The 22,353-nt window shown below is 62.0% G+C and carries 25 protein-coding genes and 1 riboswitch; of the genes, 21 read left to right on the top strand and 4 right to left on the bottom strand.

Going from position 1 to position 22,353, the window contains the following annotated elements; translation table 11 throughout:
- The first annotated feature begins 175 nt into the window (after positions 1–175).
- The 9 genes from PD282_RS25350 (at position 176) to PD282_RS25310 (ending at position 8,479) form a co-directional block, all read left to right on the top strand.
- Complete coding sequence (locus tag PD282_RS25350) at positions 176–1,090, top strand: ABC transporter ATP-binding protein (RefSeq protein ID WP_274654362.1); 915 nt, start codon at positions 176–178, stop codon at positions 1,088–1,090.
- Complete coding sequence (locus PD282_RS25345; protein ID WP_274654360.1) at positions 1,087–1,803, top strand: ABC transporter permease; 717 nt, start codon at positions 1,087–1,089, stop codon at positions 1,801–1,803. The genes PD282_RS25350 and PD282_RS25345 overlap by 4 nt, the downstream gene beginning before the upstream one ends.
- Complete coding sequence (locus PD282_RS25340; protein ID WP_274654359.1) at positions 1,804–2,538, top strand: ABC transporter permease; 735 nt, start codon at positions 1,804–1,806, stop codon at positions 2,536–2,538.
- A gap of 176 nt (positions 2,539–2,714) precedes the next feature.
- The gene (locus tag PD282_RS25335; RefSeq protein ID WP_274654357.1) at positions 2,715–3,110 is read left to right on the top strand and encodes a hypothetical protein; all 396 of its coding nucleotides are present in this window, start codon (positions 2,715–2,717) and stop codon (positions 3,108–3,110) included.
- A gap of 42 nt (positions 3,111–3,152) precedes the next feature.
- Positions 3,153–4,334, top strand: a complete 1,182-nt coding sequence (locus tag PD282_RS25330; protein ID WP_274654356.1) for a sensor histidine kinase — start codon at positions 3,153–3,155, stop codon at positions 4,332–4,334.
- Positions 4,335–4,379: 45 nt separating this feature from the next.
- Positions 4,380–5,027, top strand: coding sequence for a response regulator (locus PD282_RS25325; protein WP_274655461.1), 648 nt, complete (start codon positions 4,380–4,382; stop codon positions 5,025–5,027).
- Positions 5,028–5,289: 262 nt separating this feature from the next.
- Positions 5,290–6,051 carry a response regulator transcription factor gene (locus tag PD282_RS25320; RefSeq protein WP_274654354.1) on the top strand — a complete coding sequence of 254 codons (762 nt, stop codon included), beginning with the start codon at positions 5,290–5,292 and terminating at the stop codon, positions 6,049–6,051.
- A complete protein-coding gene (locus PD282_RS25315; protein ID WP_274654352.1) occupies positions 6,048–7,106 on the top strand; it encodes a sensor histidine kinase in 1,059 nt (352 codons plus the stop codon). Before PD282_RS25320 ends, PD282_RS25315 begins: the two co-directional genes overlap by 4 nt.
- Positions 7,107–7,240: 134 nt before the next feature.
- Positions 7,241–8,479, top strand: a complete 1,239-nt coding sequence (locus PD282_RS25310; protein ID WP_274654350.1) for a molybdopterin-dependent oxidoreductase — start codon at positions 7,241–7,243, stop codon at positions 8,477–8,479.
- 84 nt (positions 8,480–8,563) lie between these two features.
- Here the strand turns inward: PD282_RS25310 and PD282_RS25305 are convergent, their stop codons facing one another.
- The gene (locus PD282_RS25305; protein ID WP_274654348.1) at positions 8,564–8,707 is read right to left on the bottom strand and encodes a hypothetical protein; all 144 of its coding nucleotides are present in this window, start codon (positions 8,705–8,707) and stop codon (positions 8,564–8,566) included.
- A 128-nt stretch (positions 8,708–8,835) separates the two neighbouring features.
- On the opposite strand from PD282_RS25305, the gene PD282_RS25300 reads away from it, so the two are divergent.
- The 6 genes from PD282_RS25300 to PD282_RS25275 all read left to right on the top strand — a co-directional run bounded on the left by PD282_RS25300 (position 8,836) and on the right by PD282_RS25275 (position 16,416).
- Positions 8,836–10,368: a spore germination protein gene (locus tag PD282_RS25300; protein ID WP_274654347.1), complete on the top strand. Its 1,533-nt coding sequence runs from the start codon at positions 8,836–8,838 to the stop codon at positions 10,366–10,368.
- Entirely contained in the window at positions 10,365–11,528 is a 1,164-nt protein-coding gene (locus PD282_RS25295; RefSeq protein WP_274654345.1) for a Ger(x)C family spore germination protein, read from the top strand. Before PD282_RS25300 ends, PD282_RS25295 begins: the two co-directional genes overlap by 4 nt.
- A 15-nt stretch (positions 11,529–11,543) precedes the next feature.
- Positions 11,544–12,656 carry a GerAB/ArcD/ProY family transporter gene (locus tag PD282_RS25290; protein ID WP_274654343.1) on the top strand — a complete coding sequence of 371 codons (1,113 nt, stop codon included), beginning with the start codon at positions 11,544–11,546 and terminating at the stop codon, positions 12,654–12,656.
- A gap of 71 nt (positions 12,657–12,727) precedes the next feature.
- Entirely contained in the window at positions 12,728–13,828 is a 1,101-nt protein-coding gene (gene ychF / locus PD282_RS25285; RefSeq protein WP_274654341.1) for a redox-regulated ATPase YchF, read from the top strand.
- Between the two features lie 292 nt (positions 13,829–14,120).
- A complete protein-coding gene (gene prfA / locus PD282_RS25280) occupies positions 14,121–15,200 on the top strand; it encodes a peptide chain release factor 1 (RefSeq protein ID WP_274654340.1) in 1,080 nt (359 codons plus the stop codon).
- 130 nt (positions 15,201–15,330) lie between these two features.
- Entirely contained in the window at positions 15,331–16,416 is a 1,086-nt protein-coding gene (locus PD282_RS25275) for a N5-glutamine methyltransferase family protein (protein WP_274654338.1), read from the top strand.
- Positions 16,417–16,534: 118 nt separating this feature from the next.
- Here PD282_RS25275 and PD282_RS25270 read toward each other — a convergent pair whose 3' ends face one another.
- Positions 16,535–16,726 (bottom strand): P-loop NTPase family protein, encoded by a 192-nt coding sequence (locus PD282_RS25270; RefSeq protein WP_274654336.1) that lies wholly within the window; start codon positions 16,724–16,726, stop codon positions 16,535–16,537.
- 99 nt (positions 16,727–16,825) lie between these two features.
- The gene (locus PD282_RS27500; protein ID WP_420832327.1) at positions 16,826–17,080 is read right to left on the bottom strand and encodes a nucleoside-triphosphatase; all 255 of its coding nucleotides are present in this window, start codon (positions 17,078–17,080) and stop codon (positions 16,826–16,828) included.
- Between the two features lie 216 nt (positions 17,081–17,296).
- On the opposite strand from PD282_RS27500, the gene spoIIR reads away from it, so the two are divergent.
- Positions 17,297–18,055: a stage II sporulation protein R gene (gene spoIIR / locus PD282_RS25265; RefSeq protein ID WP_274654334.1), complete on the top strand. Its 759-nt coding sequence runs from the start codon at positions 17,297–17,299 to the stop codon at positions 18,053–18,055.
- A 214-nt stretch (positions 18,056–18,269) separates the two neighbouring features.
- Complete coding sequence (locus PD282_RS25260) at positions 18,270–19,454, top strand: L-threonylcarbamoyladenylate synthase (RefSeq protein WP_274654332.1); 1,185 nt, start codon at positions 18,270–18,272, stop codon at positions 19,452–19,454.
- Here PD282_RS25260 and PD282_RS25255 read toward each other — a convergent pair.
- Positions 19,451–19,639: a hypothetical protein gene (locus PD282_RS25255; RefSeq protein ID WP_274654330.1), complete on the bottom strand. Its 189-nt coding sequence runs from the start codon at positions 19,637–19,639 to the stop codon at positions 19,451–19,453. The genes PD282_RS25260 and PD282_RS25255 overlap by 4 nt on opposite strands.
- Before the next feature lie 55 nt (positions 19,640–19,694).
- Between PD282_RS25255 and PD282_RS25250 the strand changes: the two genes are divergently transcribed.
- From PD282_RS25250 to PD282_RS25235, 4 genes are all read left to right on the top strand, one after another.
- A complete protein-coding gene (locus PD282_RS25250) occupies positions 19,695–20,255 on the top strand; it encodes a manganese efflux pump MntP (protein ID WP_274654328.1) in 561 nt (186 codons plus the stop codon).
- Between the two features lie 41 nt (positions 20,256–20,296).
- Positions 20,297–20,878, top strand: a complete 582-nt coding sequence (locus tag PD282_RS25245) for an arsenate reductase/protein-tyrosine-phosphatase family protein (RefSeq protein WP_274654327.1) — start codon at positions 20,297–20,299, stop codon at positions 20,876–20,878.
- Between the two features lie 74 nt (positions 20,879–20,952).
- Positions 20,953–21,035: riboswitch (ZMP/ZTP riboswitch) on the top strand.
- Between the two features lie 116 nt (positions 21,036–21,151).
- A complete protein-coding gene (rpiB, locus tag PD282_RS25240) occupies positions 21,152–21,610 on the top strand; it encodes a ribose 5-phosphate isomerase B (protein WP_274654325.1) in 459 nt (152 codons plus the stop codon).
- A 16-nt stretch (positions 21,611–21,626) separates the two neighbouring features.
- Positions 21,627–22,211, top strand: a complete 585-nt coding sequence (locus PD282_RS25235) for a TIGR01440 family protein (RefSeq protein ID WP_274654323.1) — start codon at positions 21,627–21,629, stop codon at positions 22,209–22,211.
- The last annotated feature ends 142 nt before the right edge of the window (positions 22,212–22,353 follow it).

The following is a 22,353-nucleotide window of genomic DNA, read 5'->3' as shown; positions in this document are numbered from 1 at the left end:
AGCGCGGGAACAAATTACTGCTAGGTGCGATGCAGCAAACACCGCCGGTCACGGGGGCGGTCTCTTTTTTGGCCGAAAACCGGCATTGGGCGGACGAATTTTAAACGGATTTTAAACGCCGCCACCGCTTTGCTTTAAACTTGACCGATTACGATTGTTACCGAGGTGATCAGCAATGAACGAATGGATTTTGCAGACGGAGCGGCTCACGAAGAAGCTGGGCGGAAGAGCCGTCGTCAGCGATGTGAACATTCAAATGGCAAAAGGGGATATTTACGGCTTTCTCGGGCCGAACGGCGCGGGCAAAACGACGACGATCCGCATGCTGCTCGGTCTGGCGAAGCCGACGCACGGGGGTATCCGCATCTTCGGCCGGGATATGCGCAAGCACCGGATGGCCGTCCTTCGCAAGGTCGGCTCACTGGTCGAATATCCTTCGTATTACGGCCATTTGAGCGCGGTCGAAAATTTGGAGGCGGTGCGCCGGCTGCTGGACGTCCCCAAATCGCGCATCGACGAGGCGCTCGCCACGGTCCGCCTGACCAAGGAGGCGAAGCGGGCCGTCAAGGGCTATTCGCTCGGCATGAAGCAAAGGCTCGGCATCGCGACCGCGCTGCTCGGCAAGCCGGAGCTGCTCATCCTGGACGAGCCGACGAACGGGCTCGATCCGGCGGGCATCCTCGAGATCCGCGAGCTGATCAAGAGCCTGCCCCGCGAGCAGGGCGTTACGGTGCTCGTCTCGAGTCACCTGCTGTCGGAGATCGAGCAGATGGCGACACGGGTCGGCATTATCGCCAAAGGGCAGATCATTTTCCAGGATAAAATCGATACGCTGCGGCAGCGGGCGCAGAGCAAAATCCGGCTTGGCGTCAGCGATCCGGAGGAGGCCTGGCGGCTGCTGCTCGCCGGCGGGTACAAAGCCGATTGGGACCGGAGCCGGCTGACCGTCGACATGGCGCCCGACGAGACCGTCGCCGCGATGGTCGCCGCCCTCGTGCGAAACGATTTCGCCGTCTACCGGGTGGAGGAGGAGGGCGCTTCGCTTGAGAGCATCTTCCTCGGCATGACCGGCGGGGAGGGGAGCTTATGACGCTGCGGGTGCTTTCCGCCGAGCTGCTTAAGATTCGCAGGAAGATGATCTGGTTTCTGATCTTTCTCGGGCCGCTTGGGGTAGTCGGGCTGCAGGCGGTCAATTTCGGCCTTCGCTACGACTATTTGATGAAGATTTATAAGGCTGATCCGTGGGGCGGCGTCTTCTCCAACGTCTTCTCGCTCATGGTGCCGACGCTGTTCATGGGACTTGCGATCATCACCTCCATGACGGCGGGGATCGAGCACCAGACGAACGCCTGGAAAATGACGCTGGCGCTGCCGGTCACCCGGACTCAGGTATTCACGGGCAAATTTTTGCTGAATGCGCTGCTGCTCTTGTGCTCCAGCACGCTCCTTGCGGCCGGTACGGCGGCGTTCGGCGCCGCGCTGGGCCTCAACATGTCGAGTCTTCCGTATGTACAGCTGCTCGAAAAGGCCTTTTACCCTTTTTTGGCGATCGTACCCTTCATCGCGCTGCAGGTATGGTTGTCCGTCACGATCCAGAACCAGGCCGTGCCGCTGACCTTCGGCATCGCGGGCACCGTCTTTTCCCTGTTCGCCAGCCGCTTCGGCGACGCGATGCCGTATTATTGGCCGTACCTGGTCGGCACGGCGGACCATCCGCTTTATCCGGTCGCCGCCGGCATTGCGCTCGGCGCTGTTCTGCTGCTGGCCGGCGCGGTCCATTTCGCCCGGAAGGATGTGAAGTAGATGATTCGCATGATTCGTTCCGAGTGGCTCAAGGTGCGCGGCACCGTCGTATGGCTGCTTGCGGTCGTCAGCCCGATTGCCGCGGGGCTCGTCGTCCTGCTGAACGCGCAGAGCACCGTTCAGACGGGCGCCCCTTGGCTGACGGCGCTCCAGCTGATGGCGGCGCTGCATGCGCTCTTGTTTCTGCCGATGCTTACCGGTATTTTCGCCGGACTCGTTTGCCGGTATGAGCATGCCGGCGGCGGATGGAAGCAGCTGCTGGCGCTGCCGGTTTCCCGAAGTCAGGTGTATCTCGTGAAATTTCTGTTCGTCATGCTGCTGATCGCCGTAACGCAGCTGCTGTTTCTGGCGGCGCTGCTGCTGATCGGCACGTCGCTCGGGTTCGCCGGAGAGGTGCCCTGGGCGGAGCTGCTGCGTTCGGCCGCCGGCGGCTGGGCCGCCTGCCTGCCGCTTGCGGCGCTGCAGCTTGCCGTATCGACGGCATGGCCGAATTTCGCGGCCCCGATGGCCGTGAATGTGATATTCACGATTCCGAACCTGCTGATCGTCAATTCAGCGCATTACGGCCCGTATTATCCATGGGCGCAGCCGCTGCTCGCCATGATGCCGCATGCCGGCAATTACAATTACGGCGCGTTTGCCGTACCTGCGGCGACGCTGCTGCTCGTCATCGGCGGAAGCTTCGTACTGTTTCTGGCCTCCGGCTGGATCTATTTCGTTAAGAAAGCGGTATAAGCCGGCGGTTGACAGGATGACCGACAAGTGTCGTACCAAGCCGCGCGCCGTCTATCTGCGGATAGACCCGGCCGGGATGAAAATCCAGCCGGCGGTAGACGCGGCGAGCTCGGCCTCCGCAGTATGATGAAAACAGCTGAAACACAAGCGAAATTATCCGAGCGGAGGCTGTTAAAATGATCGTAAAAAACCGAATGATGCGGATCGCGCTGGTATCTCTAATCGTTGGCATTGTATTTTCGTACCGGGTTCAGGGAATGGGACCGGCCGATTGGTCCATCCTGGCCCTTTTTGTCCTGTTTGGATTTGTGGCGGGCGCGGTGCAAGCCTTCGCCATCGTCAAAGCGAGACAGGGCCGAATGAGCAAGATGCGCAGAAACGTCATCGTCATCCTGTCCTTCGTCGTATTGGTGGCGTTGAAAGGAATCCTCGCGGCGAGCGTTGCCTCCCATTTGGCAAACAGCGGCGATTCGTCGTATGTCCAAATTTTCTTCTCGATTTTCGGCATTTTCTTCGCGCGCGGTGCGGTAACGGCCGCCATAGACAAAGCGCCGGCTCACCGATTAGACTAAAATCATCAGTCTTGGAGAATCGTCGAGGAGTTGAGGCCTGCCATGGGGCAATTGCCCGTCCGTTTGGTTGTAACGATCGCCACGGTGTTTCTGTTCGTCCAATACGGCAAGCATACCGCCTTGGCGTGGGCTGACGGGATCGTGATCGCGGTCGTGCTGGCGGCCTATATGGTTTTTATTTGGCTTCACCATGAGAAATGGAGCTTTCGGCAGTATGCCGCCCTGACCGTACTGATTCTGCTCGGCGCGCTTGTTCTCGATTACCGCCATCCCGACCCGGGGACCGGCTTTGCGAACGGCAATTACGTATCGAGCATGCTGTGGCCGCTGATTTGGCTTCTCGGCATCACGCCGCAGCGGCTGATAAGGAGTTCCGTTGCGGGACTGGCGGCGACCTTGGCCGCAATCTGTTTCATGAATCGCTATGCGCCGGACCCCGTCAATTATTTGTTCGGCCCGATCGGGCTGTATTTGGGCACCAGGGGCATTTCGTTTTTCAAGGAGGGCGCACGCATCAGCAAACGGCATCTGCATGAGCTTCACGAAGCCCATTGGCATCTGCAGCAGGCCCATCTCGAGCTGCAGGAGGTAGCGGTGCATTCGATGAGGTATGCGGCGCTGTCCGAACGGACCCGCCTGGCCCGGGACATCCACGACGGCATCGGCCATCAGCTGACCTCGCTCATCATTCAGCTGCAGGCAGTGGAAATGATGCTTCCCGGCAGGGCCGAAGAAGCGGCGGAGCAGGTTCCGGTCATGCTTGGCGTTGCGCGGCAGGCGATGGGCGAAATTCGCTCGGCCGTCCGCGACTGGAGCGCCGACGAATCCGGGCTCAGCCTGAGCGCGCTGCGGGGATTGGTCAGCCAATGCGCCGCGCATTCGGGAATCCATGTTCAGTTCGAATGCGACGAGGACGTTTTCCCCGAGCTGCCGATGGCTGCCGGCACGGCGCTTTATCGCATCCTGCAGGAAGCGCTCACGAACGCGATGAAGCATTCGCATGCCGGGACCGTCCGCATCGGCCTGCAGAAGGAGAACGGAGCCATTGTCATGCACGTAACCGACGACGGGATCGTTTCGGGCGATACGGACCTGCAGCCGGATTTCGGAATCAAGGGCATGATTCAGCGCTGCGAAGCGGCGGGCGGCCGCCTGACCTGGGCGTTCAATCCTCCGCACGGGCTTGCCGTGCGGGCGGAAATTCCGATCGAAGGGGAGGGGTAGTCGGTGCCGGAGAAGGAGGAAACGCTGCAGGGCGTGATCCGCATCATGCTGGCGGACGACCAGCCGATCGTCCGGCAAGGGCTCCGGTTTATTATCGGGGCGCAGCCGGATATGGAAGTGACCGGTGAAGCGGGCGACGGCGTGGAAGCGGTCTCCCTCGCCTTGAAGCTGAAGCCGGATCTCGTGCTGATGGACATCGAAATGCCGGGGCAAAGCGGGATTGAGGCAACGCGCGAAATCCAGTCCGCCGGCGCCGGCATCAAAGTGATGCTGCTTACTACTTTCGATGTCCAAACCTATGTGGCTGAAGGCATCCGGGCAGGTGCGACCGGTTATCTGCTGAAGGATTCCGATACGAAAACGCTGCTGGAGGGCATCCGCATGGCGCACCGCGGTTCGGCCATTTACCACAGCACGACGGCTTCCAAAGCGCTGGCCCAGGCGATGAAGACGGAGCGGACGGAACGGGATCGTGCAGCCGTATCCACTGCCTCGGGTGAACCGCTCACGGAGAAGGAGCTGGAGGTGCTGCAAATGATGGCTTACGGCAAACGGAACTTCGAAATTGCCGAAACGCTGCACATCTCGGAGGGTACGGTAAAAACGCACGTACATCGCATTCTGGGCAAGCTTCAGGCCGCAGACCGCACGCAGGCGGTTGTGATCGCCATTCGCGGCGGTTTGGTCGATTGAAGGTTCGACATCGACATCGATACGGGAGGTTCACCCGGTAATTAGGCGCCGGTGGTGAACCTCCCGTTCTTCGTTCGCCGTTTGACTAACCAATGGTTATCAGTTAATACTTTCGTAATCTTTTCGTTCGATTTCATTAAGACATCCGTTCGCGAACCGTTACACGCCTTCGGTAAACTAAAGAGGAATCCAGCGGGATGTTCGCCCTTCTCGCGCCCATGTATAATAAATGTAAACACATTGCCGAAACGGAGGTACAGCCATGGCCGGCACAATCTTAATTGCGGATGACGAAACGAATATTACCGATGTATGCCGCAGATATTTGGAGCGGGAAGGCTACGCCGTCCAAACCGCGCACAACGGAGCCGAGGCGCTGCGGCTGTGGGAGGATCACAAGCCGGACCTGCTCGTGCTCGACCTCATGATGCCGCGCGTCGACGGCTGGCAGGTGTGCGAGACGGTGCGGCAGACGAGCGACGTGCCGGTCATCATGCTGACGGCGCGCGGCGAGGAACCGGACCGGCTGCTCGGACTGACCATGGGCGCAGACGATTATATGACCAAACCCTTCAGTCCGCGCGAGCTGGTGCTGCGGGTCAAGAACATCCTGCGCCGAACCTCCGCCGCACAGGCGGGGATCGGCAGGACGGCGGATGGAGCCGGCGGTCAGGATGTTGGAACGGACGCAGCCGGGCGTGCGTCGTCCGCGGCGGCGCTTCGCTACGACGACTTGTCGATTTATCCCGACGAGCGACGTGTCGAGGCGGACGGGGCGGAGCCGGAGCTGACGGTGAAGGAGTTCGACCTGCTGCTGACGCTGGCGGAGCACCCCGGCCGCGTCTTCTCGCGCAGTCAGCTGCTGAGCCGGGTATGGGATATTGACTTCGAAGGCGATACGACTACGGTAACAGTGCATATCCGGCGGCTGCGCGAGAAGCTGGAGCGCACGCCCTCGGAGCCGCGCTGGATCAAAACCGTCTGGGGCATCGGCTACAAGTTCGATGCCAAGGGACAGCCATGAAGCTCCGTGTCTATTTGCTGTCGGCCAATATCGCGAGTACGGCTGTGATTGTCGTCCTGCTGCTTGTGTTCTACCGGTTCATGCTGCTGTCGGAGAAGCAGTTCCTGTGGCTGTCGGTCGTTTCGCTGTCGGCCGGGCTCCTTTCGGTGGCGCTGCATTTCATGCTCGTGCGGCCGGTCGAGGCTGCGGTGAAACGGATCGGCGAAGGCTCGGCGCGCGTCGCCGACGGCGATTTCGGCGCCCGGGTTCCGCTTGTCGGACCGGCGGAGCTGAAGGCGCTGGCGTCGCAGTTCAACGAAATGGGCTGGAAGCTGGAGGCAAGCTTTAAGCAGCTGCAGGCGGCCGAAGGCGCGCGGCGGGAGCTCGTCGCCAACATGGCGCACGACCTGCGGACGCCGCTCGCCTCCCTGCAGGCTTACGCCGAAGCGCTCGAGGACGGCGTTCTGCAGGACGAGGCGATCGTCCGCCGGTATATCGGCACGATCCGCTCCGAGTCGGTCCGCCTCGGCAACCTGATCCGCCAGCTCTTCGAGCTGTCGACGCTCGATGCGGCCGAAATGCCCGGCGCGCTCCGCCGCAGGGAGACCGAGCAGCCGGAGACGAGCCTGCTCGAAGACGTGCTGATCGAGCTGCTGCCGCGGTTCGCGCCGCTCGCGGAAGCGGGTTCGGTCGCGCTTGACGTGCGGATGCCCGAACGGACGCTGCGCTGCGCGATGCCGTCGCAGCCGCTGCAGCGCGTCATCCAGAATCTGCTCGAGAACGCGCTGCGCCATTCGCCTGCCGGCGGCGTCGTCCGCATCGAAGGCGAGCAGCTGACCGGCGCGATGGTCCGGATCACCGTGTCGGACCAGGGACAGGGCGTGCCGGAGGCGGAACGGACGCGGATCTTCGAGCGGTTTTACCGGGTGGACCGCTCCCGGACGAGAAACAGCGGCGGAGCGGGGCTCGGGCTGTCGATCGCCAAATCGCTGGTCGAGCAGGCCGGCGGCCGAATCGGCGTCGACTGCGGGAAAGCAGGGGGCAGCACGTTCTGGTTCACGGTGCCCGCCGCCTGAGGAACCGAAGCCCGGGATGAATATACCCGGGTTTTCGGTCCGTTTGGGCCGATGCAGCCCAGGGATAACCCGGAACGAACAAAGAAGGATGAGCGCTTCCGCATCGGGAGGACGCATTCGGGAGGAGATGCCGGATGATAAGCTGGCTGGATAAGCTTCGAAAAGGATACGGCAGAAAGCTTGCCGCCCTGCATAAATGGAACGGATGGATCGTCGTCATTCTCTCTTTAACCGGACTGATTCTGTTCGGCGGCTTCTGGCGCGGCTTTCTCGGCGAAGGCCGGGTATGGATCCGCTGGATTCATATCGTCGTCGGCATCGCGTCGCTCGTTCCCGTCCTCTATTATCTGATATTGGCGGGCAGGCACTGGAAGCAGCTGAAGGGCAAGCCGAAGCAGCGGGGCAACGTGTTCGTCGTGCTCGGCCTGCTGCTCGGCTGGCTCGTCTCCGGCGTGCTGCTCTGGCAGTTCCAGGCGGTCGGGCCGCGCATCTCCGGAAATGCGCTGCTCGTGCACGATTTGCTGACCTGGCTCGGGCTGCCCTATATTATCTACCATTCGATTACCCGCACGAAATGGCTGAAAGAGCCGCACCGGCTTACGGTCAAGACCGGCCGCGTAGGCGAAGGCGTCAACCCGGCGCCGGCCGGACCTCAAGCGGTTTATACGCGCCGGGCGTTTATCAAGACGGCCGTCGGGGCGGGCCTTGCCATCACGCTCGGCCCGTCGTTCCTGCGCTGGCTCGGCAATTCGCTCGGAGCCACCAGTCCGACCGTCGATAAGCTGGTCGAGACGGACGGCAACAGCATGACGCCGCTGCCGCAGCCGCTGCCCGCTTCGGCGCCGCCGATCGGCGGCGGCAGCACCGGCACGTTCCGCATTTACACGGTAACCCCGATTCCGAAATACAACGACACGAACTGGTCGTTCGCCATCGACGGCCTCGTCGACAACAAGATGAGCTGGAACTGGGAGCAGTTCGTCAAGCTGAAACGGACCGTACAGGTAAGCGATTTTCACTGTGTGACCGGCTGGTCGGTGTACAAAAACACCTGGGAAGGCATTCCGCTGAAGACGCTGCTGCAGCAGGCCGGCGTGCAGTCGGGGGCGACAACGGTCAAATTCTATTCCGGCGACGGCGTTTATACCGATGCGTTGACGCTGGATCAAGTCAACCAAATGGGAGACGTCATGGTCGCCATGCTTCACGACGGCAAGCTCATTCCGAGCGACCTTGGCGGACCGGTGCGGTTGATCGTGCCGAAAATGTACGGGTACAAGTCGGTCAAATGGCTGAACCGCATCGAGCTGATCAACGAAGACCATATCGGGTACTGGGAAGAACGCGGATATTCAGTCGATGCTTGGGTTTAACCCGCGATTGCGTGAGAAACAGCAAAATCCCGCCTGCGGCCAGAACGGCTGCGGGCGGGATTTTTTTTGCCCGGCATAGACTCACTAATCGGTCTTCTTCTGCTTCGGCGAGAAATTCGTCACGGACTTGGCGTCTTCGACGGTATCGTTGACGAAGGCCATGTCCTGATTTTCCGCCTTCATATTCGTCGTGCCTTTGTAGTTGCCCCGATGCGTTTTGTTTTCCATGTCCTGCGGATCACCTCCCGGTTCCTTAGTATGCGGCACAGGCAATCCGGCCATGCGCAGGGAAGAATGGATAACGCGCCCATTCGTTGACGCATACTACATGCATACCGAGAGCGAGGTTGGTACGGATGAAAGAAAACATGGATAACACCCCCGTCTCGCAGCATGTTCCGCGGCAAGGCGATCAGGAATCCATCCCGCTGGAGGCTGGTCTTGAAGACAATCTGCGCCGGATCCGCAAGGAGCTGGGGGGCAGCTCAGACCTGGCATTCCGGGAATTCCGGATCGGGGCGGACCGGATTCCGGCCGCCGTCCTGTGGATCAACGGAATGTCGGACATCAGCGCCCTGGAGCAAAATATGATGTCGCCGCTGCTTTACGGAGCCGGTCAAACGCAGTCCGGCGCATCCGGAGGAGGAGACGTCTACGAGTGGCTGCGAAACTCCGTCCTGACCGCGGTCGATATCCGGCACGCCGATTCGGTCGATGCGGCGCTGAACCATCTGCTCTCCGGCAACGCCGTCATTCTGGTCGACGGTTACGAGGGCGCGGTCGCGGCGGGTACGAAAGGCTACGAGACGCGCAGCATTACGGAGCCGTCCTCCACGGGGGTCGTGCGCGGACCGCGCGACGGCTTCGTCGAATCGCTAGGCGTCAATATTTCCCTGATCCGCAGACGGATCAAGAATAAAAGGCTGACCGCCGAAACGATCGCCGTCGGCACCGTGACCCGGACGCAGGTCGCCATGCTTTATTTGCGGGACAAGGCCGACGAGGAGGTCGTCGACAACGTGCGCGGCAAGCTCGAGCGGATTCGCCTTGAAGGCGTGCTCGAGTCGCATTACATTCAGGAGCTGATCGCCGATGCCGCGCCCTCGGTCTTTCCGACCGTGTACAGCACGGAACGGCCCGACGATATCGCCGCCGGCATTTTGGAAGGAAGGGTCGCCTTGCTTGTCGACGGCTCGCCGTTCGCGCTGATGGTGCCGTGCACGTTTTTTCATCTGATGCGAACGCCCGAAGATTATTATTTATCGTACGAGGTGGCGACGTTCATCCGCTGGATCCGTTATATCGGCTTTATGCTGACGCTGCTGTTCCCGGCCATGTACGTCGGCATCTTTACCTTCCATCCCGAAATGGTTCCGCCGGAGCTGCTCAGCAGCATTCTTGCCGCGCGGGAGGGCGTCCCGTTCCCGCTCCTATTGGAGGCGCTCGTCATGGAGCTGACCTTCGAAGGACTGCGCGAAGCGAGCGTTCGCATGCCGCGGGCGATCGGCTCGGCGATCAGCATCGTCGGCGCGCTCGTGATCGGGGAATCGGCCGTCAACGCCGGCATCATCTCCCCGCCGACGGTTATCGTTGTGGCAGGCACCGCGATCGCATCGTTCACGATCCCTTCGATCGACCTTTCGGGGGCGGTCCGCATACTCCGGTTTTTCATGCTGCTGCTCGCCTCGCTGCTTGGATTATACGGCATCGTACTCGGTCTCGTGCTGCTCGGCATCCATATGGCTTCGATCAAATCGGCGGGGAAGCCTTATTTGTCCCCGCTTGCGCCGTATAAGCCCGATCAGGCGATGAAAACGCTGATCCGGATCCCGTGGTGGGGGAAACGGTCCGCAAAAAACATGGCTTCGGCAAGAGAGGGACGGCGATGACCGCGATGCGCATCCTGGCCGTTGTCTGCTCCTGCGCGATGACGGCTGTGCTGCTCGGCGGCTGCTGGAGCCAGAAAAACCTGGAGCAAATTACCGTCGTATCGGGGATCGGGATCGATGCGGCGCCGAATGACCGGGTCGCGGTGACGGTCCAGCTGCAAAATCCTTCCCCGCCTGCCAGCGCGGGGGGCGGAGGTACGGCTGGAAGACGGCCGTTCGCCGTCTTCTCGACCGAAGGCGTGACGGTGAACGACGCGCTCAATATGCTTCAGCAGCAGACGAAGAAAACGCTGTTCATGTCGCAGACCCGGGCGATCGTCATCGGCGAGCCGCTGGCGAAACGGGGTCTTCACGATCCGATGGACTATTTCTGGCGGTCGAGCAACAAAAACCTGACCAGCTGGATGCTGATTTCCAAAGTACCGGCAAAGGAAGTCCTTAGCAAGGCCAGAGAGCTGGAAACCGTGCCGTCCGATGCCTGGAAGCTGTATTTCATGAACAAGAACAGCCGCCCGTCGTCCGGGCAGATGAAGCTGTTCCAGTTTCTGCCCCGGCTCGATCAGGATGGGCTGGAAGCGACGGCCGCGGGCATTGCGCCGGTTGGACAGGGAACGATGCGAATCAGCGAAACCGCCGTTTTCCGCCACGATAAGATGGCCGGGTGGCTGTCGGACGACGAAACGGAAATGCTGCGGTGGATCAAGAAGGAAATCGGGTCGCATGTCATCGTCCTGAATACGAAATTTCCCGGACAGCCGGCCATGTCGTTCAACCTGACCCATTTTCGCTCCAGCGTAACTCCGCAGGTAAAAGGGGACCGGATATCGTTCGCGATCCGGCTGAAAGCGGAAGCCGAGGGGACGTCGACCCCGATCCGTTTGGATTATACCGACCGGGCGGCAGTCGACCGGCTGGAAACGCGGATCAGCGGGCTCGTTCGGGAACAGGCGCTGGCCATGCTGAACAAGCTGTGCAAAACGTATAAAGCCGACGCTGTCGGCTTTGGCCGGAAGCTTCACCGCAAGTATCCGCAGCGCTGGAAAACGCTGAAGAACGGCTGGAACGACCGGCTGCCGCAGCTGGAGGTCAATGTGGACGCGCGCGTTCAGATCGTCCATTCCGGCATGGAACGCATCTCGAAATCCGAGCAGAAGGACTGAAAGGGAGCGATATCGATGAAAAAGGAAATGATCTCCGACAGACAGTTTTTTGTGATCATTTTCGTGGCGATCCTGTCGCTCACCTTTTTTTCCGTTCCGGCTATGCTCATCCCTGCCGTCAAACAGGACCTGTGGCTGTCGATGCTGCTCGGCACGGTGGTCGATATTTACGTGGCGTATCTGCTGTTCTGGATGGGCAGGGCGTACCCCGGGCAGTCGCTCATTCAATATTCGGTCAGCATTTTGGGGAAAATCGGCAACGTGGCGGCAGCCGTTTTTCTCGTCTTTTTCCTGATTGTCATCTGGTTTTCGCTGTACATCTTCGTGAATTTCCTTTCCTCGACGCTGATGATGGGAACGCCGGTCCTCGTGCTCAATCTGACGATGGTCGTCGCCGCCGGCTGGGCGGCTTACCACGGCATCGAGACGATCGCGAGGCTTGCGGAAATGATCGCCGTGCTGATTTTCATCGTCTCGATCCTCGGGCTGCTGCTGTCGGTGACGGAAATGGATCTCGGCGAGCTGCTGCCGCAGTTCGAGAACGGAATATGGCCTGCCGTCCGGGCCTCCGTCTACCCGAGCAGCTGGTTTGGAGTCTGCATTCTGATGGGCATGGTGATGCCGCACCATCAAAGCCCGCACCGGACGTTCAAGGTGAAAGTGTCCGCCGTCGTGCTTGGTTCCGCGATTATAACCGCCTGGCTGCTGAACAGCGTCGTTACGCTCGGCCAGGAGGCGGTAGGGCGGCTGTATTATCCGATTTACGGCTTCTCCCGGACGATCCGGCCGGTCTTTTTCGAACGGATGGATATTTTGACCATGCTGGTCTATATCCTCGGGACGTTCATCACAATCGCGATCCTGTACTTTAATTTGACCGAGGGCGCCTCGCAGCTGTTCCGTACTCGCCCGCAAAAGCGCGTGCGATGGATTTGGGCGTTCGGCGTGCTGTTCGTCATTCTGCCGATCCTGCCGCCGCTGGGCCGGAATACGATCGATTCGTTCGACATTTTAGAGTACGGGTTTCCGCTCTACGCCCTCGCCGTCGAAGGCGGCCTGACCACGCTGCTGTTCGCCGCGGCCCTGATCCGGAAACGCCGGCGGCCGGCCCGGCGCCGGGGCTCCTGAGGGCTTTCATTGTTTTTGGCCTTCATGTATAATGACTGGAGACAATTGTAGATGAGGAGCTGTTACCCCTTATGCCGCTCTCTTGTGGTATCGTCGGGCTGCCGAACGTCGGCAAGTCGACGCTGTTTAACGCGATTACGCAGGCGGGCGCGGAATCGGCGAACTACCCGTTCTGTACGATCGACCCGAACGTCGGCATCGTCGAAGTGCCGGACCCGCGCCTGGATAAGCTGACCGAGCTGGTAACGCCGAACCGCACGGTGCCAACGGCGTTTGAATTTATCGATATTGCCGGGATCGTCAAAGGCGCAAGCCAAGGCGAAGGCCTCGGCAACAAATTTTTGGCCAATATCCGCGAGGTGGACGCGATCGTGCACGTCGTGCGCTGCTTCCAGGACGAGAACATTACGCACGTATCGGGCAAGGTCGATCCGCTGGGCGACATTCAGACAATCAACCTGGAGCTTATTTTGGCCGATCTGGATACCGTCGAGCGCCGAATCGACCGCAGCCGCAAAAATATGAAGGGCGGCGACAAGAAATACGCTCTCGAGGTTGAGACGCTGGAACGCATCAAGGAGGCGCTCTATGCCGACCTTCCGGCGCGCAGCGTCGAGCTGAACGAAGAGGAGCGGGCGGTCGTCCGCGAGCTGCACCTGCTGACGATGAAGCCGGTTCTTTATGCGGCCAACGTCAGTGAAGCCGAAGCGGGCGGTGCAGATGGCAATCCGTTCGTGCAGCAGGTCCGCGAATTCGCCGCGGCCGAAGGCGCGGAGGTCGTGCCGATCAGCGCCAAGGTGGAAGCCGAGATTGCCGAGCTCGAAGGCGAGGACAAGGCGATATTTCTGGAGGAGCTGGGCCTTGAAGAGTCCGGCCTGAACCGGCTCATCCGCGCGGCCTACAAGCTGCTCGGCCTTTATACGTATTTCACGGCGGGTGTGCAGGAGGTTCGCGCCTGGACGATCCGCAAGGGGACGAAGGCGCCGCAGGCGGCCGGCGTCATCCATACGGATTTCGAGCGCGGCTTTATTCGTGCGGAGGTCGTGTCCTACGACGATCTTGTCGCAGCCGGCTCGATGAATGCCGCGAGGGAGAAGGGCCAGCTTCGCCTCGAGGGCAAGGATTATGTCGTCCGGGACGGCGACGTCATGCATTTTCGCTTCAACGTATAGTGCGGCGCGCGGCGGCGGGAGCGGGAACGGCCGGTCGCCCGCAGCGCATAATTTTGCAGGTAATGTGGACCCGGGACGGCCGGGTCCTTTTCGTGCGGCTGGGGAACCTTGCGGCAGACATGGGAGCGAAGCCTGAACTGACGTTATTTCGGCAGGGGGAGCCGTCTATTTTCCCTGGGCGTTTGCGGCGCTTTCCCCAGAAATCGCACGTATATGAATGCTTGCGCAATATGTTATACTTATAGGACGGATAGGTTTATTATGAAGAACCGAAAATTAGAGGTGAGAACCGATGTTGGACCGATTACAGGCACTCGCCGACCGGTACGAGAAATTAAGCGAACTGCTTTGCGATCCGGATGTGGCGGCCGATCCGAAGCGCCTGCGCGACTACTCCAAGGAGCAGTCCGATTTGCAGGACGCTTATGCAGCCTTTACGGAATATAAACAGGTTTCGGCTCAGCTGGACGACGCCAAAGCGATGCAGGGCGAGAAGCTCGACGACGAGCTGCGCGAAATGGTGAAGCTGGAGATCGAAGAGCTGACGGAGCGCAAGGAAGCTCTGGAAGAGCGGATCCGCCTGCTGCTGCTGCCGAAGGACCCGAACGACGACAAGAATGTGATCGTCGAAATCCGCGGCGCGGCCGGGGGCGACGAGGCGGCGCTGTTCGCTTCCGACCTGTACCGCATGTATACGAAATATGCGGATGCTCAGGGCTGGCGCGTCGAGCTGATGGATGCCAACGAAAGCGACCTTGGCGGCTTCAAAGAGGTAACGTTCATGGTATCCGGCAAAGGCGCCTACAGCAAGCTGAAATTCGAAAGCGGCGCGCACCGCGTGCAGCGTGTCCCGGTAACGGAGTCGGGCGGACGGATTCATACGTCGACGTCGACGGTGGCCGTCATGCCGGAGGTCGAGGAGCTCGAGGTGGAAATTCTCGACAAGGATATCCGTGTCGATACGTTCTGCTCGAGCGGCGCGGGAGGACAGTCCGTCAACACGACGAAGTCGGCCGTGCGCGTCACGCACATTCCGACGGGCATTATGGCGACGTGTCAGGACGGCAAGTCGCAGAACGACAATAAGGCGAAGGCGCTGCAGGTGCTGCGCGCCCGCATTTACGACATCAAGCGGCAGGAAGAGGAAGCCAAATACGCCGGCGAGCGCAAAAGCAAGGTCGGCACCGGCGATCGCAGCGAGCGGATCCGCACGTACAATTTTCCGCAGAGCCGCGTGACCGATCACCGGGTCGGTCTGACGCTGCATAAGCTGGATTCCGTCCTGAACGGCGATATGGAAGAGATCATTAACACGCTTACGCTGACGGCCCAGGCCGAGCTGCTCGAGCGGGAAAATCAGCTTCAGGTCTGATCCGGACGAACGAGTGGCTGCCGGCGGGGCCGCGGAATCCCGGGGCTGCGGTGGTTGCCGGTGAAGGCAGACCGCCTGATGAGGATACAAGCCTGACGGATGTTATTCAAGAGAGAGGGGCGCTTGCAGCATGAAGCGCGTAACAAGTGAAGGCGACCGCGGCGGGGCTATATTCAGCCAGCGCCTGCCGGCGGCGATTGGGGAAGCCTGTCAGCAGGCTTCTTTGTTTTTGGAGGCGCACGGGATCGGCGAGCCGCGAAATCACGCGGAGCTGCTGCTCATGCATACGCTCGGGCTCGGCCGGGCGGAGCTGCTGCGCGATTCGCGCGACCCGTTTCCCGCCGCGGCTCAGGCGGATTGGGAGCGGGCGGTCGCCCGCAAAGCGGCGGGCGAGCCGTCGCAGTACATTATCGGCGAGCAGTGGTTTTACGGCCGGCCGTTCACGGTTACGCCGGCCGTGCTGATCCCGCGCCCGGAGACGGAGCTGCTCGTAGAAGCCGTCCTGGAGGAGGCCGACCGGCTTTGGCCGGAGGCCGCGAGCGCCGCGGACGGCGAACGGGCGCATCGCGGCCGCGCCGCGGGCTTGCCGGCCGGCCGCGATGCAAGTGCAGCGCCCGCGGCCCGGGCGGAGCCCGGCCCGGGTTTCCCGGGTACGGTGCCGACCGTGGTCGACGTCGGCACCGGGAGCGGCGCCATCGGCGTGACGCTTGCCGTGCAGCGTCCGCGATGGCGCGTTTGCGCGTCCGATCTGTCGCCGGACGCGCTGGCGGTCGCCCGCACGAACGCGGCGCGCCATGGCGCGGAGGCGCGCATGGCGTTCGTGCAGGGCGACCTGCTCGCGCCGTTCGAGCGGCGGCGCGAGGCAGAGCCGGACGCTCCCGGCCCGGGCGGCGGCCCGGCCGGGATGCGGATCGACGTGCTCGTATCGAACCCGCCGTATATACCGGCGGAGGAGATCGAGGGCCTGCAGCCCGAGGTGCGCGACTACGAGCCGCGCCTCGCGCTTGACGGCGGCGCGGACGGGCTCGCGCCTTACCGGCGCATACTCGCGCAGCTGCCGCAGCTGGCGGCGATGCCGCGCATCGTCGCCTTTGAGGTCGGCCTCGGCCAAGCGGAGGCGGTTGCCGCCATGCTTCGCGGCCTCGGTGCATGGCGCGGGGTTCGCATCATCCCCGACTATGCGGGCATTGACCGCCACGTCATCGCGGTCCAATAACGGCAGCCAGCCGCACCCATACGCCGCATCGCGCGCCGGCCGCCGCGTCATCGCGGTTCAATGACGTCGGTCAGCCACATCCATAACGCCGCATTGCGCGCCGGCGGCGCATTCCCGTCTAACCCTTTTCCTGCTGCCCCTGAGCCAATAGCAATGCCTGCACGTTACCCGCGATAATGCCCGGCACCCGGTCCCGGTTCTCCTCCGTGAGCGTAAACAGGGTGACGCCCGGAGCGCTTCTCACCCACGCGAAGTCGGCCTGCTCATCGGCATAAACGGTTCCGACGACAATGCCCGGCTCCAGCAGCATCCGGCGGAGTGTATCGCGAAAACGCTCCGATCCTGCTGGATGAAGCCGATCTCGTCAACCACGACGACGGGAGCGGCCGCGATCGCGCGTTCGAGCGCATCAAGACCGACCGCCTCGATCCGTACGGACCCCGTACCGTCCGATCCGCAGCGGACTTTTTTCTTCGATGTGTGCGATAACGGCCTCCCGGCCGTCCAAGGCGACGCATTTGAACCCGGTCCTTTCCCCGTCCGCGCGCATTTCCTCCGTATAAAATCCGCCGCACAAGCCAGCTCCGACGAGATCCGCGATCCGTTTTACCGCGGTCGATTTTCCCATTCGAGGCTTACTCGTAAGCAGAAAAACATTCGCCATTCGCGTTTCCCTCCGTCATTCCAAATGCCAGTCCTTCTCCGCCCCGTCCCGGCACAGCGGCAGCGCCGCCGGCTCTCTTAAATCTTTCTACCTTCCCTCTCAACTTTCATCGATCCGCTAGGTTTAAGGGCGGCGGGATGCGGTCATACTTGAAGTATGATCGTTCCGGAACGCAAGCCGAGCGCACCGACGGGTGCCGAAAAGGAGCTTGTCGTGATGATCCGCACTTATTCCCGTTTTCCGTACCGCCGCTATTACGGTTATCTGCTTTTTGCTCTCGTCCTCCTTATTATGAGCTGGGAAAATCAGCATGTCGACGCCGCCGTCGCAAACGGCGACATTCCGAAGGATTCGATCCGGCTTCGCATTCTCGCCAATTCCGACAGCGCGGCGGACCAAGCGGTCAAGCGCCACGTCAGGGACGCCGTCGTCGCCGAAATCGACCGCTGGGTCGAGGGGCCGCAAACGATCGATCAGGCGCGCGCAACGATCCGCTCGCATATGAAGGATATCGACCGCGTCGTCGCGGACGAGCTGCAGCGGCGCGGCTTCCATTACGGATTCGACGCCGAGCTCGCCGTCGTCCCGTTCCCGACGAAGCTGTACGGCAGCAAGGTGTATCCGGCCGGCAACTATGAAGCGCTTCGCATCTCGCTCGGCAGCGGAAAGGGCCAAAACTGGTGGTGCGTGCTGTTCCCGCCGCTCTGCTTCGTGGACGCGGTCAGCGGAGAAGCGACGGCTCCCGCAGCGGCAGCGGCGAACGTCGCCAAGACGAACGCTCCGGTCAAGGCCGGCGGGGATCAAGCCGGGACGTCGAAGGTCTCGCAGCATAACGGTCACAACGATTCGAACAAAGACGATGCGGCAAATCCGCACCTTCAGCAGGCGGACGGCCAGAAGGCGCCGCAGGTGAAATTTTTTCTGTGGGAGCTCATCCTCTCGGTCATCGACTTCATTAAAAGCTTGTTCAAATAAAGGGCGCACTGCCCTTATCCATAGATCCGGGCATCCTCTGACCCCAGAGGGTGCCCGAATTGCTTTTTGACGCTGCAAAATGAACGGCCGCTGCCGTACCGCTTTTTGAAAATGGGCCTGCTTCGGCGTTTCGTTAGAAGCGCCGCCGATTTCGGGTATGGTATAATGAAAGGCAATATCGCTTACTACTAGAGGTTAGGGACTGAATCAGACGATGAATTCGACCACGAAACGATGGCGGTTGACCGGTGCACCGCAGGACGAGGCGGTTTTCGCGGAAACGGGGAGGCTGCTTCGCGAAGGCGGGCTTGTTGCGTTTCCGACGGAGACGGTTTACGGACTCGGGGCGAACGCCCGCGACAGCAGGGCGGTGGAGCGCATTTTCGCGGCCAAGGGACGGCCATCGGACAACCCGCTGATCGTGCACATTGCAGACCGTTCGCAGCTTGAGACGCTGGTCGCGCCGTATGGCGAGACGGCTGCACGCCTGATGGACCGGTTTTGGCCGGGGCCGCTGACGCTCGTCCTGCCCGCGCTTCCGGGGGCGGTCTCGCCGCGGGTGACGGCGGGGCTCGATACGGTCGCGGTGCGTATGCCCGCTCACCCGGCGGCGCTGGCGCTGATCGCCGCCGCCGGCTGTCCGGTGGCGGCGCCGAGCGCGAACCGGTCGGGCCGGCCGAGCCCGACCGAGGCGGCGCACGTGCTCGCCGACCTGGACGGCTGCATCGACGCCGTCCTGGACGGCGGCACGCCCGGCGTCGGGCTGGAATCAACCGTCGTCGAAATCGACGGTGATGCGGTGCGCATTTTACGGCCGGGCGGCGTCACGGCGGAGGCGCTGCGTGAGGTTGCCGCGCGCGTCGAGTATGACGCGGCCGCGGCGCCGGGCGCTGCGCCCGCACCGGGCGGTCCGGCCGTGCCGGCTGCGGAACCCGCCGGCACGCCGCAAGGCGCCGCCGCGCTCGCGGCGCAGCCGGCTCCAGCGCCCGGTCCCGGGCTCGCCGCAGCCGCCGGAGCTGCATCCCCGGCGCCGCGCTCGCCGGGGATGAAATACGCCCATTACGCCCCGAGAGGCGTCATGGTGCTCGTCCAGGGGCCCGCCGCCGACGTTGCGGCTTACGTCCGCTCGCAGGCCGACGCCGCCCGGGCTCGCGGCGAGCGGACGGGCGTGCTCGCGTTCGCCGAGCATGCCGCCTTGTTCGACGCCGATCACGTCGTCGTCGCCGGTGCGCTCGCACAGCTTGAAACGGCGGCGCATGGGCTGTACGCCGCCCTGCGGTCGTTCGACGAGCTGGGGGTCGAACGCATTTGGGCGGAGACGTGCCCGCAGGAAGGAATCGGGCACGCGCTGATGAACCGGCTGGCCAAGGCGGCTGCGGGCCGGATGGTCATCGTTTAGATGCGCGCCGATGCATGGCCGCAGGCTCGGAAGGCGCCTCCATACAGCGGATCCGCGTAACCGCGGCGGCCGGCGGCGGCCCGCTCTCCGCGATCGGCATCGGTAAGCTTCCGCCGGCCAAAACGTCCCGTCTGCCAGACGCCAAACCGGCCGGGCCGGCACCGCCCGTCCGGCATCCTCGTCATGTTTGTCCTCCCGTCCGCATATGCTTGGATGAGAAAGCGGACAGGGGGTATGGCAATGGCCTGGACGGGAGTGCTGACCGGACAGCTTCTGACGCTGCTGATCATGGCGCTGGCGCTTGGCATGGATGCCTTTTCGCTCGGCATCGGCATCGGGATGAGAGGCATCCGCCTCCGCGACGTTTTAAAGCTGAGCACGATGATCGGGCTGTTTCATATCATCATGCCGCTCGCCGGAATCGTTGCGGGTCAATATGTCAGCACCCTGCTCGGCGGCGTAGCGACGACCGTCGCCGGCGGTCTGCTGCTGCTGCTCGGCGGACATATGGTCTACAGCTCCCTGCGCGGAGACGCGGTCCTGTCGATTAACCACCGGACGGCATGGGGCATGCTGCTGTTCGCGCTGAGCGTCAGCATCGATTCGTTCTCCGTCGGCATTTCACTCGGCGTATTCGCAGCTAACGTGCTGCTTACGGTACTGCTTTTCGGCTTGTTTGGCGGCGCCATGTCGATTCTCGGCCTGCTGCTCGGCCGGCGCGTCAGCTCCTCCCTCGGCGAATACGGGGAAGCGTGCGGCGGCGTCATTTTGCTCACCTTCGGCCTTTTATTTTTGTTTTAACCCGCAGCACGATGACGATCAAAGAAGGAGTTGCAATCGGCTTGAAACGGATATTGTTCGTCTGCACCGGCAATACGTGCCGCTCGCCGATGGCGGAAACGATTCTTCGCGAGCTGGCGCGCAGACGGAACCGGGAGCTCGAGGTCCGTTCCGCCGGCGTATCGACGGTAGACGGGCTGCCGGTTTCGGTCAATGCCCAAAAGGTGCTGAGACGGCGCATCGGCGTCATGGCTGCGGGCACCTCAACGGCGCTCGACGGCGGTTCGGTCGGCTGGGCCGATCTCATTTTAACGATGACGACAGACCATAAACGGCATTTGCTTCAGCGTTTTCCGCAGGCGGTGGACAAGACGTATACGCTCAAGGAATTCGTCGACCGCGACGAAGCGGTGCTGGAGGATATCGCCGAGCTGGAGACGCTGTACACCGAATACCAGATGAAGCAGGCGCTCGGCCAGCAGCTGACTCCGGAGGAAAGAAGCCGTCTGCTGGAGCTGGAGAGGCGCATTCCCGGCTTCGATATCGCCGATCCGTTCGGCGGGCCGATCTCTTCTTATGAGCAAAGCGCCGCGGAAATCGAAGCCGCTCTGCAGAAGCTGCTCGACCGGCTGGACAACTTGTAAGGCGGGCGAAGACAATCGGCGAAAACGGATTGATTTTGCACGTTCGATCCGGTATGATAAAAACAAATCCAAACGGTTTCCGATGTGACTGGCGACGAAAGTGGGATCAACCACGGTGGAGCATCGGAGCATACGGCCGGTCGCCTGGGCAAAGAGCTGTTGCGCTATATGCGCGGCATGCTCTTTTTTCGTCTTTCCCGCGGAATCAGGTATACTAAAGGTATTGCATTTCGACAAATTCCGCCTCGGAGCGGTCAATCGGAGGTTGTACGTATGAAAATCGCCATCGGTGCCGACCATGCCGGTTACCGGCTCAAAGACGAAATCGTCCCGTTCATCCAATCGCTCGGGCATGAAGTGACCGACGTCGGCTGCCATTGCGACCAATCGGTCGATTACCCGGACTACGCGCTCCCGGCTTGCGAGCTGGTCGTCTCCGGGAAGGCGGACCGCGGCATTCTCATTTGCGGCACCGGCATCGGCATGTCGATCGCCGCGAACAAAGTGGCGGGCATCCGCTGCGCCCTGGTGCACGACCTGTTCTCGGCCAAAGCGACGCGGGAGCATAACGACACGAACGTGCTGGCGATGGGCGAGCGAGTGATCGGCCCCGGCGTGGCGCAGGAAATCGTCCGGCTGTGGCTGGAAACGCCGTTCTCGAACGGCGAACGCCACCGCGGCCGGATCGACAAGGTGGCGCGCATCGAAGCGGGCAGCGCCATTCATCCTTAAGGCGGAGGCGCAGCGAATGAGCCCGGAATGGACAAAGGTTGCGGCGGAAGTGGAGACGATCGTTCGCGAGCTTGCGGCGGCGGGCGGTTTGCGCAAAGGCCAGCTGCTCGTCGTCGGCGCGAGCACGAGCGAGGTGCTCGGCAAGCGAATCGGCACCTCGGGCACGCTGGAGGCGGCGCAGGCGATTTATGCCGGCGTCGATACGGCGCGGCGGGCGATCGGGTTTTGGCCCGCGTTTCAATGCTGCGAGCATTTGAACCGGGCGCTCGTGGTCGAGCGCGAGGCGGCCGAGCGGTACGGGCTCGAGGAAGTGGCGGCCGTCCCGGTTCCGAAAGCCGGCGGCTCGATGGCCGCTTACGCGTACCGGCAATTGGCGAATGCCTGCCTGGTCGAAACGGTGCAGGCGCATGCCGGCATCGATATCGGCGACACGCTGATCGGCATGCACCTTCGGCGCGTGGCGGTGCCGGTCCGGCCGTCGATCCGCGAAATCGGCGCGGCGCACGTCACGATGGCGTATACGCGGCCGAAGCTGATCGGCGGAGCGAGGGCGGTCTATACGCCGGAGCAAGCCGAAGCGGCTGACGGAACGTGCGAGTAGTATTTCAGAGAAGCAATCGCAAAAACAGCATATGCTTCCGAAGTGAGTTTTTGCTCGCACGGATGCAGTTCAAAGAAGCTATCACAAAAACTCTAAGCATATGCTTCCGAAGTGAGTTTTTGCTCGCACGGATGCAGTTCAG

The sequence above is a fragment of the Paenibacillus humicola genome, assembly GCF_028826105.1.
GTDB classification, from domain to species: Bacteria; Bacillota; Bacilli; order Paenibacillales; family Paenibacillaceae; genus Paenibacillus_Z; species Paenibacillus_Z humicola.
The sequence above is the reverse complement of the archived record's forward strand: the minus strand, read 5'-3'. Positions and strand labels throughout refer to the sequence as shown.